At 61.0% G+C, this 14,145-nt stretch carries 11 protein-coding genes; 6 read left to right on the top strand and 5 right to left on the bottom strand.

The features are described from left to right. The first annotated feature begins 18 nt into the window (after positions 1 to 18). Both pdxY and BLR69_RS21275 read left to right on the top strand, forming a co-directional pair. Positions 19 to 891: a pyridoxal kinase PdxY gene (gene pdxY, locus BLR69_RS21280; protein WP_071494682.1), complete on the top strand. Its 873-nt coding sequence runs from the start codon at positions 19 to 21 to the stop codon at positions 889 to 891. 82 nt (positions 892 to 973) lie between these two features. Then, positions 974 to 2,002: a hypothetical protein gene (locus tag BLR69_RS21275; protein ID WP_071494681.1), complete on the top strand. Its 1,029-nt coding sequence runs from the start codon at positions 974 to 976 to the stop codon at positions 2,000 to 2,002. A 33-nt stretch (positions 2,003 to 2,035) separates the two neighbouring features. Here BLR69_RS21275 and BLR69_RS21270 read toward each other — a convergent pair whose 3' ends face one another. Next, positions 2,036 to 2,521 carry an acyl-CoA thioesterase gene (locus BLR69_RS21270; protein ID WP_033897247.1) on the bottom strand — a complete coding sequence of 162 codons (486 nt, stop codon included), beginning with the start codon at positions 2,519 to 2,521 and terminating at the stop codon, positions 2,036 to 2,038. A 291-nt stretch (positions 2,522 to 2,812) separates the two neighbouring features. Between BLR69_RS21270 and BLR69_RS21265 the strand changes: the two genes are divergently transcribed. Next, positions 2,813 to 4,576 (top strand): cation:proton antiporter, encoded by a 1,764-nt coding sequence (locus BLR69_RS21265; protein WP_071494680.1) that lies wholly within the window; start codon positions 2,813 to 2,815, stop codon positions 4,574 to 4,576. 84 nt (positions 4,577 to 4,660) lie between these two features. On the opposite strand, the gene BLR69_RS21260 is transcribed toward BLR69_RS21265, so the two are convergent. The 3 genes from BLR69_RS21260 to uvrD form a co-directional block, all read right to left on the bottom strand. Then, positions 4,661 to 5,068 carry an SMI1/KNR4 family protein gene (locus BLR69_RS21260; RefSeq protein WP_028618538.1) on the bottom strand — a complete coding sequence of 136 codons (408 nt, stop codon included), beginning with the start codon at positions 5,066 to 5,068 and terminating at the stop codon, positions 4,661 to 4,663. A gap of 135 nt (positions 5,069 to 5,203) precedes the next feature. Continuing rightward, positions 5,204 to 6,073, bottom strand: a complete 870-nt coding sequence (locus tag BLR69_RS21255) for a Tim44 domain-containing protein (protein ID WP_058424317.1) — start codon at positions 6,071 to 6,073, stop codon at positions 5,204 to 5,206. A 301-nt stretch (positions 6,074 to 6,374) separates the two neighbouring features. Continuing rightward, positions 6,375 to 8,558, bottom strand: coding sequence for a DNA helicase II (uvrD, locus tag BLR69_RS21250; RefSeq protein WP_071494679.1), 2,184 nt, complete (start codon positions 8,556 to 8,558; stop codon positions 6,375 to 6,377). A gap of 247 nt (positions 8,559 to 8,805) precedes the next feature. Here uvrD and BLR69_RS21245 point away from each other — a divergent pair, with 247 nt between their 5' ends. The 3 genes from BLR69_RS21245 (at position 8,806) to BLR69_RS31225 (ending at position 13,109) form a co-directional block, all read left to right on the top strand. After that, positions 8,806 to 11,679: a GGDEF domain-containing phosphodiesterase gene (locus BLR69_RS21245; RefSeq protein WP_071494678.1), complete on the top strand. Its 2,874-nt coding sequence runs from the start codon at positions 8,806 to 8,808 to the stop codon at positions 11,677 to 11,679. A gap of 161 nt (positions 11,680 to 11,840) precedes the next feature. After that, positions 11,841 to 12,707 (top strand): transcriptional regulator HexR, encoded by an 867-nt coding sequence (gene hexR, locus BLR69_RS21240; protein ID WP_003177007.1) that lies wholly within the window; start codon positions 11,841 to 11,843, stop codon positions 12,705 to 12,707. A 204-nt stretch (positions 12,708 to 12,911) separates the two neighbouring features. Continuing rightward, positions 12,912 to 13,109 carry a PA3496 family putative envelope integrity protein gene (locus BLR69_RS31225; protein ID WP_076955234.1) on the top strand — a complete coding sequence of 66 codons (198 nt, stop codon included), beginning with the start codon at positions 12,912 to 12,914 and terminating at the stop codon, positions 13,107 to 13,109. On the opposite strand, the gene BLR69_RS21230 is transcribed toward BLR69_RS31225, so the two are convergent. Then, entirely contained in the window at positions 13,039 to 14,013 is a 975-nt protein-coding gene (locus BLR69_RS21230) for a LysR family transcriptional regulator (protein ID WP_058424314.1), read from the bottom strand. The genes BLR69_RS31225 and BLR69_RS21230 overlap by 71 nt on opposite strands. Positions 14,014 to 14,145 lie beyond the last annotated feature (132 nt).

The raw sequence follows: 14,145 nt of genomic DNA, 5'->3' as shown, positions 1-14,145 counted from the left end.
TTTACGGAAATCTCCCGCATGAAACGCACACCTCATCTGCTTGCGATCCAGTCTCATGTGGTCTTTGGCCACGCCGGAAACAGCGCCGCCGTTTTCCCCATGCAGCGCGTCGGGGTGAACGTCTGGCCGCTGAACACGGTGCAGTTCTCCAACCACACCCAGTATGGCCAATGGGCGGGAGAAGTGTTGGCGCCACAGCAGATTCCGGCGCTGGTGGAAGGCATTGCCGCTATCGGCGAGCTGGGCAATTGCGATGCGATTCTGTCCGGCTACCTGGGCAGTGCGGATCAGGGCCGGGCGATCCTGACCGGCGTGGCGCGCATCAAGGCCATCAACCCAAAGGCCTTGTACTTGTGCGACCCAGTGATGGGGCATCCGGAAAAGGGCTGCATCGTGCCTCAGGAAGTCAGCGATTTCCTGCTGGACGAAGCCGCGGCCATGGCCGACTTCCTGTGCCCCAACCAGTTGGAACTGGACAGCTTTGCCGGGCGCAAGCCGCAATCGCTGTTCGATTGTCTGGCCATGGCCAAGGCGTTGCTGGCGCGTGGGCCGAAGGCCGTATTGGTCAAACACCTGGATTATCCAGGCAAGCTGCCGGACGGTTTCGAGATGCTACTGGTGACCGCCGATGGTAGCTGGCATTTGCGTCGGCCGCTGCTGGCGTTTCCCCGTCAGCCGGTGGGCGTCGGCGATTTGACCTCGGGGCTGTTCCTGGCGCGTGTTCTGTTGGGTGACAGCCTGCTCGCCGCCTTTGAATTCACCGCCGCAGCGGTCCATGAAGTGCTGTTGGAAACCCAGGCCTGCGCCAGTTACGAACTGGAACTGGTGCGCGCCCAGGACCGCATTGCCCATCCTCGCGTACGTTTCGAAGCCACGCCTATCGGGTTGTAGGAATATTCCTGATTGAGCCAGGCAAAGGGCGTCCGGTACTATCGGGCGCCTTTTAGTCCCCTGTGTTTTTCAAGGAAGAACCATGTCCCCTGTATTTCCTTCGCCACGGGCGCTGACCGCCCTGGTGCTGACATCGTTGCTGGCCGGTTGCAGTGTGAACGGTACTTACCCTGACGCTACCGAGCCGGACGCTGCCAAGCTGCGCTTCATCTCCAATACCTCCAACACCACCATCGACGTCTACGACGCGCAGCATTGCATGGGCCAGACCACCGGCATGCTCAACAATATTTTCCTGGTCGATACCCGGCGGCGTGTCGGCATGTCGGTGCCCCCGCCTGCCAAGGCCAGGGGCTTGCTGGAGTTCAAGCTGGCGCCCGGCAAGGAAACCATGTTGATGATCAACACCAATGGCGGCAGCTATGTCTGCGGCAAATCAATGAGCATCACGCCAAAGGCCGGGGAAGAGTACGAAGTGACCTTCGATATGGCGCGTGGCATTTGCACGACCTCGTTGCAGCGCCTGACGCGCTCGGGTGGCAAGGATGTGCGCATTCCACAGCCGATATTCGAGAACGGCATGCCATCGTGCGCGGGCAAAAGCCCGATATTCGGCAAGGTAATCCCGGACACGCCACACCGTACCGCGATGATCAACGCAATCGTTGAAACCCATATGCAACTCATCACGTTGATGGAGCCTGACACGGCGCAGCGCCCGCAAGCCGTCGAGGAGGAAATCGCCGAGCGCAAGGCGCGATTCGGCCAGTTCACTCCGCCTGAGGCCTATTGGACTCAATACCGTCAGAACTATGCACTGGTAAATCAGGAAATGGCCGGCCGCAAGGCGCGTACCCTCGCGCTGTATGAGCGGGTTTACCGCATGCGCCTGAGCGGCACCGAAGATGCCATCCTGGAGCAATGGCAGAACCCGACGGACGCCGCCGTGGTCGAGCGCGTCAAGGCGAACGACAAGTTGATGGCGCAGTACTACAAGAACACCAGCAAAGCGGTGATGGTGGACATCGTGAACCATCATATGGAGCGCATGAGCCAGTTGGACCAGCGCTTTGATGTGTGTGCCCACGACGATCAATGCTGGCGGTTGTAGGAGCGGGGGCTCGCTCCTACAGGGGGAAAGGGCCTACAGCGCGTCTGCCTTGATTTCCTGGTAGCGCTTCTCCAGTTCCTGTCGGATCTGCCGGCGCTGCTGGGCCTGTACGAATCGGCGCTTGTCTTCGCTGTTCTGAGGTTGCAGCGGGGGCACGGCGGCCGGTTTGCGCTGGTCGTCCACCGCGACCATGGTGAAGAAGCAGCTGTTGGTATGGCGCACCGAGCGTTCGCGGATGTTCTCGGTCACCACCTTGATGCCTACCTCCATCGAGGTGTTGCCGGTGTAGTTGACCGACGCGAGGAAGGTCACCAGCTCGCCGACATGGATCGGCTCGCGGAAGATCACCTGGTCCACCGACAGGGTGACCACATAGCGGCCGGCATAACGGCTCGCGCAGGCGTAGGCCACTTCGTCGAGGTACTTGAGCAGGGTGCCGCCGTGGACATTGCCTGAGAAGTTGGCCATGTCAGGGGTCATCAATACCGTCATCGACAGCTGGGCGTTTCCGGGTTCCATAGCACACTCACGGGTTGTAGGCATTGGTTGGGGGGCACCTCTGCGGGTGCTGGAATCTTTGCAGCGCCATCCATAACGGGACGCCGGTGGGCGGCTTGCCGTCACGCGCGCACCGATCTGTTTCCATATATTGCACCGGCTTTCCGGCGGAAGTCGCGGTGTTAACCTTCAAAAGCCCATCCCAGGGCATTTCTTACGATCAAGGCAGACTTTTCCTTCCGCACTTTGCGATATTTCAAAGGCGCGCGCGGAAGTGAGAAAAGCACCAGTACCCTCAAGGAGCCCCTCGCCATGCACGCCATCAGCTTTATCCAGGACTTGGCCGTGATCATGCTGGTGGCAGGGGTTGTCACCATTCTGTTTCACCACCTCAAGCAGCCGGTGGTGCTGGGCTACATCGTCGCCGGGTTCATCATTGGCCCGCACACCCCGCCGTTCGGCCTGATCCACGACGAAGACACCATCAAGACCCTCGCCGAGCTGGGGGTGATCTTCCTGATGTTCTGCCTGGGCCTGGAATTCAGCCTGCGCAAACTGTTCAAGGTCGGCGCCACCGCGTTTATCGCGGCCTTCCTGGAAATCATCCTGATGATCTGGATCGGCTACGAAATCGGCCGCTGGTTCGACTGGAACACCATGGACTCACTGTTCCTCGGCGCGATCCTGGCGATTTCCTCGACCACCATCATCGTCAAGGCGCTCAATGACCTGAAGATGAAGAACCAGCGTTTCGCCCAACTGATTTTCGGCGTTCTGATCGTCGAGGACATCCTCGGCATTGGCATCATCGCCTTGCTGTCGAGCATCGCCGTCAGCGGCACGGTCAGCTCCGGCGAAGTGTTCTCAACCGTCGGCAAGCTCTCGCTGTTCATGATTGTCGCGCTGGTCATCGGCATTTTGCTGGTACCGCGCTTGCTGGCCTACGTGGCCAAGTTCGAAAGCAACGAGATGTTGCTGATCACCGTACTGGGGTTGTGTTTCGGTTTCTGCCTGCTGGTGGTCAAGCTGGAATACAGCATGGTCCTAGGCGCTTTTCTGATCGGCGCGATCATGGCCGAATCCCGGCAGTTGATTAAGATCGAGCGCCTGATCGAGCCGGTTCGCGACATGTTCAGCGCCATCTTCTTTGTCGCCATCGGCTTGATGATCGACCCGCAGATCCTGCTGCAATACGCCTGGCCGATTGCGGTGATCACCGTGGCCGTGGTGCTGGGCAAAATGCTGTCCTGCGGCCTGGGGGCGTTTATCGCCGGCAACGATGGCCGTACCTCACTGCGCGTGGGCATGGGGCTGTCACAGATTGGCGAGTTTTCCTTCATCATCGCGGCGCTGGGGATGACGCTGCAGGTGACCAGTGATTTCCTCTATCCCGTCGCGGTAGCGGTTTCGGCCATTACCACACTGCTCACGCCGTACCTGATTCGCGGTGCCGACCCGCTGTCGTTGAAGATCGCGTCGGTCATGCCCCAGCGTATGAGCCGAGTATTCGGCATGTATGGCGAATGGCTGCGCAGTATTCAGCCACAAGGCGAGGGCGCGATGCTGGCGTCGATGATCCGCAAGATCATCCTGCAAGTCGGGGTGAACCTGGCGCTGGTGGTGGCGATCTTCTTTGCCGGCAGCTTTTTTGCGGTGCGTATCGGTGGGTATCTGGAAGGCTGGATCAGCGATCCAAGCTGGCAGAAGGCGTTGATCTGGGGCGGGGCGTTGCTGTTGTCACTGCCGTTCTTGATTGCCGCGTATCGCAAGCTCAAGGCGCTGTCGATGCTGCTGGCGGAGATGAGCGTGAAGCCGGAAATGGCCGGGCGGCATACCCAGCGTGTGCGAAGAGTGATCGCGGAACTGATCCCGATCCTCTCGTTGCTGGTGATCTTCCTGCTATTGGCAGCCTTGTCGGCCAGTATTCTGCCGACCAACAAGTTGCTGGTGCTGATCGCCGTGGTCACGGCGGCTGTGGCGGCGGTGCTCTGGCGATGGTTCATCCGCGTGCATACGCGGATGCAGGTCGCCTTGTTGGAGACGCTGGATAACCATAAGGATACGCCGGAGCATTGAGGGGCTTTTTTGGGGGGCTGCTTCGCAGCCCGACGCGGGGCAAGCCCGCTCGCCACAGCAAGCCTCTTTAGCCAGAGAGCGCTGTCAGCTTTCCAGCCAGACGTCTCGCGCCCAGTGCCACACCGATTCCCAGGTTTCTTCGGTGACGATTTCTTCTTCGCCGGACCACAGCACCACGGTGCCGTCTTCTTCGACGCAGTAGTAGTCGTCGCCGTCCTGGCAGATCGGGATCAGGCTGCGGTCGACACCGGCGTCCCAGGCGTTGGCGGCCACGTCCGGCAGGTAGGTGTGGGACTGCGGGTCGGTGACGGTCACCGGCTCCAGGCTGCCGTACACCACGTCGCTGACGGTCAGCAGGAATTCACGGAAGACAAACGGGATGTCGATGAACAGTTGTTCCTCGATCTCCACCAGTTGGTCTTCGTCAGGCAGCTCCAAGGGAACCGGGACCGGTTCGTTGGCTTCACGCAATTGTTCGATGATTTCTTCCACGGCCGGGATCCTCTTGCTAGATGGCGCGGTTTATAGGGGCGTTTTATACAGTAGCTCGCTATAAGTGCAACCGTGAAATAGAAAACCCCGGACAGGTCCGGGGTTTTTTGTATCTGTTTACCAAGCGTGCAGGGATCAGCCGTTCTGGCGGATACCGGCGACCAGCCATGGCTGGTTGTCGCCCTGGGCACGTTCCATGTTCCAGCTTTCGCTGAACACTTCGCCCTGGTCGAAACGCGAGGACTTCGACACACCGCTGAAGGTCAGGGTGGCGATGGTCTTGTCGGCGCGATCATCCACACCGTCCAGCTGCACGCGCAGGTCGTCGATGTAAGTTGATTGGAATGCATCGCCAATCTCGGCGCGTTCGCGCTTGAGGAACTCCAGCAGTTGCGGGGTCACGAACTCGGCGATCTTGTCCATTTCGTTGGCGTCCCAGTGCTGTTGCAGGGACTGGAAGTGGCTGCGGGCCGCTTCGACGAAACGTTCCTCGTTGAACCAGGCCGGTGCGTTGATCACCGGACGGGCCGCAGCAGGTGCTGCTGAACCACCGAAGATCGAACCCATGGCTGGTTTTTGCTCGAACACTTCACGCTGCATCGGCGCGCCGGCTGGAGCCAGGTGCTCCTGCTGCTTGCGGCGACGGGCGGCGATAAAGCGGAAGACCAGGAAGGCGATGACCGCCATGATCAGGATGTCGAAGATCTGCATGCCCTGGAAGCCGCCGCCCATGAACATGGAGGCGAGCAGGCCACCGGCGGCGATGCCGGCAAGAGGGCCCAGCCAGCGCGAAGCACCGCCGGCCTTGGCGGCAGCGCCTGCAGCACCGGCGGCGCCTGCGGTAGCCGCAGCACCGCCGGCACCGGCGGATGGAGCCATTTGGCTGGTCTGGTGAGTCGGTGCTGCGCCTGAGCTTTTGCCGCCACCGAAGCGTTTGGCGTTGGCGTCGAGGCTCATCGTCAGGCCGATGCACAACGCCATGGCGATGCTAAGAAAACGTTTCATAAAGGGAATTCCCATTTGTGGATTGCACGCGCGCCATGTTGCACAGGTGTGGTGACAGTGGCTAGCGGCATAATGTTTCGGGCTTTTGCGTAGGACCGATTCGGAGTGGTCTGTAGGACTTATTACAGATATTGGCCCGAGTGGATGAAAAACAAGGGCGGGCCAACCATCTTCATGTCCATGCGCCCTCTTTAGGCGCGAGCTTGCTCGCGAAAAACGCCCAGGCAACGCGTTCATCCAGAATGCCCGCATTATCGTTGACGATCTTCGCGAGCAAGCTCGCTCCTACAAAGGGAAGGTCTCAAATGGCTTCGAGTTTCGCGTAACCCATCATCAGCCACTTGCTGCCTTCGGCGAAATTCACCTGCACACGGGCCTGGGCACCGGCACCTTCGAAGTTGAGGATCACGCCTTCGCCGAATACCGAATGCCTGACCTGTTGGCCAAGGCTGAACTGGGTTTCCGGAATCTCGGAGCCGGCGAACATGCTGCTGGAGTTCTGCTGCTGTCCACCACCGAACGGGCGGCTGACGCTGTTGGACAGGCGCACTTCCTGGATCAGGCCCTTCGGTACTTCACGTACGAAGCGCGACACCTTGTTGTAGGTTTCGCTGCCGTACAGGCGTCGGGTTTCGGCGTAGGTCATCACCAGGTTCTGCATCGCCCGGGTGATGCCCACATAGGCCAGGCGGCGTTCTTCCTCAAGGCGGCCGGGTTCTTCCAGGCTCATCTTGTGCGGGAACAGGCCTTCTTCCATGCCCACCAGGAACACGTAAGGGAATTCCAGGCCCTTGGCGCTGTGCAGGGTCATCAGCTGGATGCTGTCTTCATGCTCATCGGCCTGGGTATCACCGGCTTCCAGCGACGCATGGCCGAGGAAGGCGGCAAGCGGCGTCAGTTCTTCGTCTTCCTCGGTGTTTTCGAACGCACGGGCGGCGCTCACCAGTTCCTCAAGGTTTTCTACCCGGGCCTGGCCTTTCTCGCCTTTTTCCGCTTCGTGGTAGGCGATCAGCCCGGATTGCTCGATCACGGTCTGGGTCATCAAATGCAGTGGCATTTCTGCGCATTTGGCCGCCAGGTTCTCGATCAGCTCGACAAACACACCCAGCGCACCCGCCGCACGACCGGTCAGGCCTTTATTGGCGATGAGCAGGCGCATGGCTTCCCACATCGACACATCGGCGTGGCGTGCGTGGTCACGAATGGCTTCGACGGTTTTTTCGCCGATGCCACGGGCCGGGATATTGATCACCCGTTCCAGCGCCGCATCGTTGCCACGGCCTTCCAGCAAGCGCAGGTAAGCCATGGCGTTCTTGATCTCGGCCCGCTCGAAGAAGCGCTGGCCGCCATAGATGCGGTACGGGATGCGTTCGCGCAGCAAGGCTTCTTCCAACACTCGCGATTGGGCGTTGGAGCGGTACAGGATCGCGATGTCGCTGCGTGCCAGGCCGGTTTTCAGCGCACTTTCGATGGTTTCCACCACGTAGCGCGCTTCATCGTGTTCGTTGAACGCGGCGTACAGGTTGATCGCTTCGCCTTCGCCGCCGTCGGTCCACAGTTCTTTGCCCAGGCGCCCGGTGTTGTTGGCGATCAAGGCGTTGGCCGCCTTGAGGATCCCGGCAGTGGAGCGGTAGTTCTGCTCCAGGCGGATGGTGACCGCGTCCGGGAAGTCTTCGGAGTACTGGTAGATGTTCTCGATTTTCGCGCCACGCCAGCCGTAGATCGACTGGTCGTCGTCGCCCACCACCATCAGGCTGTCGCCACCCTTGGCCAGCAGGCGCAGCCAGGCGTACTGCACGGCGTTGGTGTCCTGGAACTCGTCCACCAGGATGTGTCGGAAACGTTTCTGGTAATGCGCCAGCAAGCCTGGGTTGTCGCGCCACAGGTCGAGGGCGCGCAGCAGCAGTTCGGAGAAGTCGATGACCCCGGCGCGCACGCAGGCGGCCTCGTAGGCTTCATAGATGCTGCGCATGGTGGCCAGGAACAGATCGCCGCTTGCCTGGATGTGTTGCGGGCGCAGGCCTTCGTCTTTCTGGCCGTTGATGAACCATTGCGCCTGGCGCGCCGGCCAGCGTTGTTCGTCGAGGCCCAGCTCGCGGATCACCCGCTTGACCAGGCGTTGCTGGTCATCGCTGTCGAGGATCTGGAAGGTCTGGGCCAGGCCCGCCTCCTGCCAGTGTGCCCGCAGCAAGCGGTGCGCCAGGCCGTGGAAGGTGCCCACCCACATGCCGGCCGGGCTGATGCCCATCAGCTGTTCGATGCGGTGGCGCATCTCGGCAGCGGCCTTGTTGGTGAAGGTCACCGACAGGATGGAATGCGGGGACGCGTTTTCGACCTGGATCAACCAGGCGATACGGTGCACCAGCACTCGGGTTTTACCGGAGCCAGCACCGGCCAGGACCAACTGACGGCCAACGGGGGCCGCTACGGCCTGGCGTTGGGCATCGTTGAGGGAGTTCAGCAAAAGGGAGAGATCATCGCGCATCGGCGCATTCTATGGCCCCCGGGGAAGTGGGGCAAATGCCAATGCCGGGTGGTCGACGGAAAACCTTCGGGGTGATGACCGGTCGGTCGATGGCCGCAGCCCGCGCAGCGTCTCGCTCAAGCCGTCTGGCCCGGAAGTTTGCGCTGCACGACCGTGCGGTTTTTATGACATGGAGCAGTTTGGCCCAAGCGCTTGCTTGTGTATGCTCCGTCGACGTTTCGGGCTCACCATTATAAGAACACTGCCTATGACCCTCAGCACCGACCTGCTTGGCCCCTCGGCGGCTCCCGCGCAGGTTATCCGTAAACACTACGCCACGGAGATGGCGGTCGAGCGCACACGCCTGCTGTATCAAGGCTCGCTGCTGCCGACCCTGTTGATGTTGGTCAATGGCCTGGTGTGCGCCTGGCTACTGTGGAACCCCCAGCAATACCTGTTGGACAGCGTCTGGTTGGTCTGGCTGCTGGCCCTGGTGGCGATGCGCGTGATCCAGGTGGCCGCGTTTGACTCGGCGATGCCCAGCCGCCAGGCCCAGCCGGTGTGGCAACGCATGTTCCTGCTCGGCTCGGCGGTCAGTGGCCTGACGCTGGCAACGGCCGCCATCGCCCTGGTGCCGGTGGACAGCTTCATGCAACAGGCCTGGGTGTTCGGCCTGATCGGCGCGGCGACCTTGTCGGCCAGCGTGGCGTACGCCGTGAGCCTGCCGGCGTTCCTGTCCTTTGCCTTGCCGTGCCTGGTGCCGTCCATCCTCTACCTGTTCTGGAGTGGCGACCCGCAGCAGCGCGGTTGGGGTGTACTTGGCCTGATCCTGCTGGCGTCCTTGAGTCTGGTGGCGTGGCAGGTCAATCGCCTGATCCAGCGTGGGCTGCTGCGCCGCTTCCAGAACCAGGCGCTGATCGAGCACCTGCAACAGGCGCAGCAGCGCAGCGAGCAACTCAATCAGGAACTGGTGCGCGAAGTCGAGCAGCGCCGTCAGGCCGAGCAGGAGCTGCGTGACGCCCAGATCGGCCTGCAAGACCGCGTAGCACAACGCAGCCAGGAACTGGACGCCGCCAGCCTGGCCCTGAATAAAAGCGAAGCGCGCCTGGCCATGGCCCTGCAAGCCAGTGAACTGGGCCTGTGGGACTGGAACCTGCAAACCGATGAGGTCCATCACACCCAGCTCAAGGAACTGTTCGGCCTGGAGCCAGAGTACGTCACGGCAATGCTCAGCCACCTCAAGCCGCGCCTGCACCCCGAAGACCTGCCGCTGCTCAAGCGTGCCCTGGTGGAACACCTCAAGGGGCGCAGCGAGGACTACCAGGTGGAATACCGCGTGCGCCATGGCGATGGGCACTGGGTGTGGATCGAAGACCGTGGCCGCGCCGTGGAACGTGCGCCCAGTGGCCGGGTCACGCGCATGCTCGGGACGCGCCGCGATATCAGCGCCGGCAAGGCCCTGGAGGAACAGCAGCGTTTGGCCTCGACCGTATTTGAAGCCGCCAGCGAAGGCATTGTGATCCTTGATCCGGACTACAAGCTGATCGCCGTCAACCAAGCCTTCAGCCGTGTCACGGGGTTCGAAACCGACGACATGATTGGCCGCAACGTGGTGGAACTGCCCAGCAGCCGTGACGCTCGCCGCCATTTCCCGGTGATCCGCCAGGCGTTGCTCAGCCACGGTACGTGGCAGGGTGAATTAGTGGAAACACGCAAGAACGGCGAGCTTTACCCGCAGTGGCTGCAATTGAACGTTGTGCGTGATATCCGAGGAAAAGTCAGCCATATCGTGGGCTTCTTCGCCGATCTTTCCGCGCGGCGTGAGTCGGAAGAGCGTATGCGTTACCTCACTCACTACGACGAACTGACCGGCCTGGCCAACCGCTCGCTGTTCCGCGAAAGGTTGCGCGAGGCTCACCAGCGTGTACGCCAGGGTGGGCGCAGCCTGGCGCTGCTGCACATCAACCTCGACCGCTTCAAGCTGTTGAATGACAGCCTGGGCCATGAAGTGGCCGACCAGTTGCTGCAAAAAATGGCGCGACGCCTGATCAATGCCTTGCCCGAGGCCGACACCATTGCGCGCCTGTCCGGCGATGAGTTTGCCGTGTTGTTCGACGCCTATGGCAACCTGTCGAGTCTGGCGCGGGTCGCCACGCGGCTGCTGGCCAAATTGCGGGTGCCGGTGACGGTGGAGGGGCATGAGTTGGTGTTCAGTGCTTCGATGGGGGTCAGTCTGCTGCCGGACAACGCGCGGGAAATTTCCGCATTGGTCAGTCAATCGAACATGGCCATGCAGCACGCCAAACACCTGGGCGGCAATAATTTCCAGTTCTACACCGACAGCCTGCAAGCCAGCACCCTGGAGCGCTTGCAGCTGGAAAACCACCTGCGCAAGGCCATCGAAGAGCGTCAGCTCACGGTGTTCTACCAACCGAAGCTGTGCCTGGCCAGCGGCAAGCTGAATGCGGCCGAGGCGCTGATCCGTTGGGAGCACCCGCAGTGGGGCATGGTGCCGCCGGGGGATTTCATCGGCCTGGCCGAAGAGACCGGCCTGATCGTGCCGCTGGGTGAATTCGTGCTGCGCGAGGCCTGCTGGCAAGCCTGCGAGTGGCAGCGCCAGGGGTTGGCGCCGATCCGGGTATCGGTGAACCTCTCGGTACACCAACTGCGCCAGGGCAAGTTGGTCAGCCTGGTACGCCAGGTGCTCGAAGAAACCGGCCTGGACCCGCAATACCTGGAGCTGGAGCTGACCGAAAGCCAATTGCTCGACAGCGTCGAACACATCATCGCCACCTTCCAGCAACTGCGGGACCTGGGGGTGAAGCTGGCGATCGACGATTTCGGCACCGGTTATTCGTCCCTCAGCTACCTCAAGCGCATTCCCGTGGACTACGTGAAGATCGACCAGACCTTCATCCGCGGCCTGGGTCAGGGGCGCGAAGACGCGGCCATCACTCGGGCAATCATCGCCATGGCCCACGGGCTGGCGCTGAAGGTGGTGGCGGAGGGTGTGGAAGATCAGCAACAGCTGGATTTCCTGCGGGGTGAGCGTTGTGACGAAGTGCAGGGCTATCTGATCAGTCGGCCGATGCAGGCTGATGGGTTGGCAGATTTGTTACGGAAAAATGCAGAATTTCCTTAACGACGCCAGGGACGTCCCTGTGGCTACAACGCGGCTGCCCTTAGATTCAAAGGGGAGCAGGGCGATTTAGTGATGCGTCGGACGGGCAAAACGGCAATTCTTGTAGTATAACTACAAGCTTGCTACATCCCTGGCCCTGCCCATAACAAGAGTCCTGCCCTTTGAACCTGTTGCAACATATCGCCCAGTCGCGCCACCTGTTACGCAAATCGGAGCTCAAGGTTGCCGATCACGTGCTGCTTGACCCTGCGGCTGTGATGCACAGTTCCATGGCCGACCTGGCCCACAGCGTGGGCATCAGCGAACCGACCATCGTGCGTTTCTGCCGCGCCATCGGTTGCTCCGGGTTCCAGGACTTGAAGCTCAAGCTGGCGCAAAGCCTGGCCGCTGGCGCCAGCTTCGGCCAATTCGCAATCCATGAAGACGATTCTGTCGCCGATTACAGCCTGAAAATCTTCGACACCACCTTGCACACGCTCATGGAAGTGCGCGAGAAACTCGACCCGGTGGAGTTGCAAAAGGCCGTGACGGCCATGTCCCAGGCTCAGCGCGTGGAGTTCTATGGCTTCGGTGCTTCAGGTGCAGTGGCAGCCGATGCCCAGCACAAGTTCTTCCGCTTGCTGCTCACCGCCGCGGCTTACAGTGACCCGCACATGCAGGCCATGTCGGCGGTGACCTTGAAGCCTACGGACGTGGCCATCTGCATTTCCCAGTCGGGTCGCTCCAAAGACCTGCTGATCACCGCCAACCTGGTGCGTGAAAGCGGTGCATCGCTGATCACCCTGTGCCCGAGCCAGACGCCGTTGGCGGAACTGTCCACGGTCAACCTGGCGATCGATGTGCATGAAGACACCGAGATCTATACCCCGCTGACCTCGCGTATCGCCCACCTGGTGGTGATCGATGTACTGGCGATGGGCGTGGCCATGGCGCGTGGGCCGAGCCTGGTCAACCACCTCAAGAGCGTGAAGCGCAGTCTGCGCAGCCTTCGCCTGTCACCGAAATCCGTCAAAGCCCTCGACGATTGACCTGAGGTCAAAATGTGGGAGGGGGCTTGCCCCCGATAGCAGTGGGTCAGTCAGTAAATCTGGTGACTGATACACCGCAATCGGGGGCAAGCCCCCTCCCACATTTGGATCTCCTGCGAACCCAGAATCTTCATCAGGCTGTCATCGCTGCGTCATCGCCCAGGGCCATCCTGAACTCCCCGTACTCGCATTGGGAGACTCCAAATGGCCCGGACTTACGAAGACAGCAACAGCTCCGTCAAAACCCGTCGTCAGCAGGAAGACCAACGCCGCATGGCGTTCCGTCGCGCAATCGAAGACCGTTGTGAGGAGCGCCAGTTGCTCCAGAGCATCAGTGACTACCCGGAACTCCACTGGCAGGCACCCGCGGCTGCCCAGCGAAGCGCTCAGCCAACACGCTGATCTGCACCCGTTCGCTGCGGATAAAGCCCAGGAACGCATGGGCCACCGGTGACAGGCGCTTGGCCTTGGCCTGCACCAGGCACCAACTGCGATACAGCGGCAGTTCTTCCACCGGCAGCTCCTTGAGCCCGCCGGTGGCCAGCTCCATGTTGACCGCGTGGCGCGTCAGCAGGGCAACGCCCAATCCTGCACAGACACACTCACGCTGCGCCTCGGCCGAGGCCACTTCCACCGTCTGGGTGAAGTGCACGCGTTTTTCCTTGAAGTACTCCTCGCAGGCCAGTCGCGTGCCGGAACCCGGTTCGCGCAGCAGCAGCGTGTAGGGCTCCAGGTCCTGCAGGCGCAGCGGGCCTTGCAGGCTCAAGGGATGGTCGGGAGGCGCCACGGCGACAATCGGGTTGTTGAGGAACGGCAGGAATTCCAGGCCCATGTCCTGGGGCACCATGGACATGATCACCAGGTCGTCGCGGTTGTCCGAAAGCCGGCGAATCACCTGGGCGCGGTTCACCACCGTCAACTGCAACTGCACTTCCGGATGCTGGCGCTTGAAGGCGGCAAACAGATGCGGCACGAAGTACTTGGCGCTGGATTCAATCGCCAGTTTCAGCTGGCCCTGCAACGAACCCTGCATGTCCGAGAGCTGCATATCGAGGTTTTCCAGGCGCCCGAAGATGTCGCGACTGGCGCGCTGCAGGGCTTCGGCAGCCTCGGTCATGTAGAGCTTTTTGCCAACGTAATCGAATAGCGGCTGGCCGATCAGCTCTTCCAGTTGACGGATTTGCAGGCTGACGGCTGGTTGCGTGAGGGACATTTCCTCGGCCGCACGGCTGTAGGAGCGTAAATCGCACACCTCATGGAAGATCTGCAATTGACGCAATGTCAGTCGCATCAATGACTTACGCATTTTCTAATTCTCTCGCCACCGGCTGTTCGGGCAACTATAAGTCTTTACTTATGCCCAGCCCAATAATTATTGATTTTTGTTAATCCCTTGGCAGGCTTAGTGTGTGTCTCGCGACTGTCATGAAACATTTGG

This window comes from Pseudomonas azotoformans (assembly GCF_900103345.1).
Classification (GTDB): domain Bacteria; phylum Pseudomonadota; class Gammaproteobacteria; order Pseudomonadales; family Pseudomonadaceae; genus Aquipseudomonas; species Aquipseudomonas azotoformans.
This window is presented reverse-complemented; position numbering and strand designations above follow the sequence as displayed.

Coding starts and splice junctions, on each gene's coding strand:
- BLR69_RS21275 (WP_071494681.1), top strand. CDS start 974: ATGTCCCCTGTATTTCCTTCGCCACGGGCGCTGACCGCCCTGGTGCTG.
- BLR69_RS21265 (WP_071494680.1), top strand. CDS start 2,813: ATGCACGCCATCAGCTTTATCCAGGACTTGGCCGTGATCATGCTGGTG.
- BLR69_RS21255 (WP_058424317.1), bottom strand. CDS start 6,073: ATGAAACGTTTTCTTAGCATCGCCATGGCGTTGTGCATCGGCCTGACG.
- pdxY (WP_071494682.1), top strand. CDS start 19: ATGAAACGCACACCTCATCTGCTTGCGATCCAGTCTCATGTGGTCTTT.
- BLR69_RS31225 (WP_076955234.1), top strand. CDS start 12,912: ATGGCCCGGACTTACGAAGACAGCAACAGCTCCGTCAAAACCCGTCGT.
- BLR69_RS21230 (WP_058424314.1), bottom strand. CDS start 14,013: ATGCGTAAGTCATTGATGCGACTGACATTGCGTCAATTGCAGATCTTC.
- BLR69_RS21270 (WP_033897247.1), bottom strand. CDS start 2,521: ATGGAACCCGGAAACGCCCAGCTGTCGATGACGGTATTGATGACCCCT.
- BLR69_RS21245 (WP_071494678.1), top strand. CDS start 8,806: ATGACCCTCAGCACCGACCTGCTTGGCCCCTCGGCGGCTCCCGCGCAG.
- uvrD (WP_071494679.1), bottom strand. CDS start 8,558: ATGCGCGATGATCTCTCCCTTTTGCTGAACTCCCTCAACGATGCCCAA.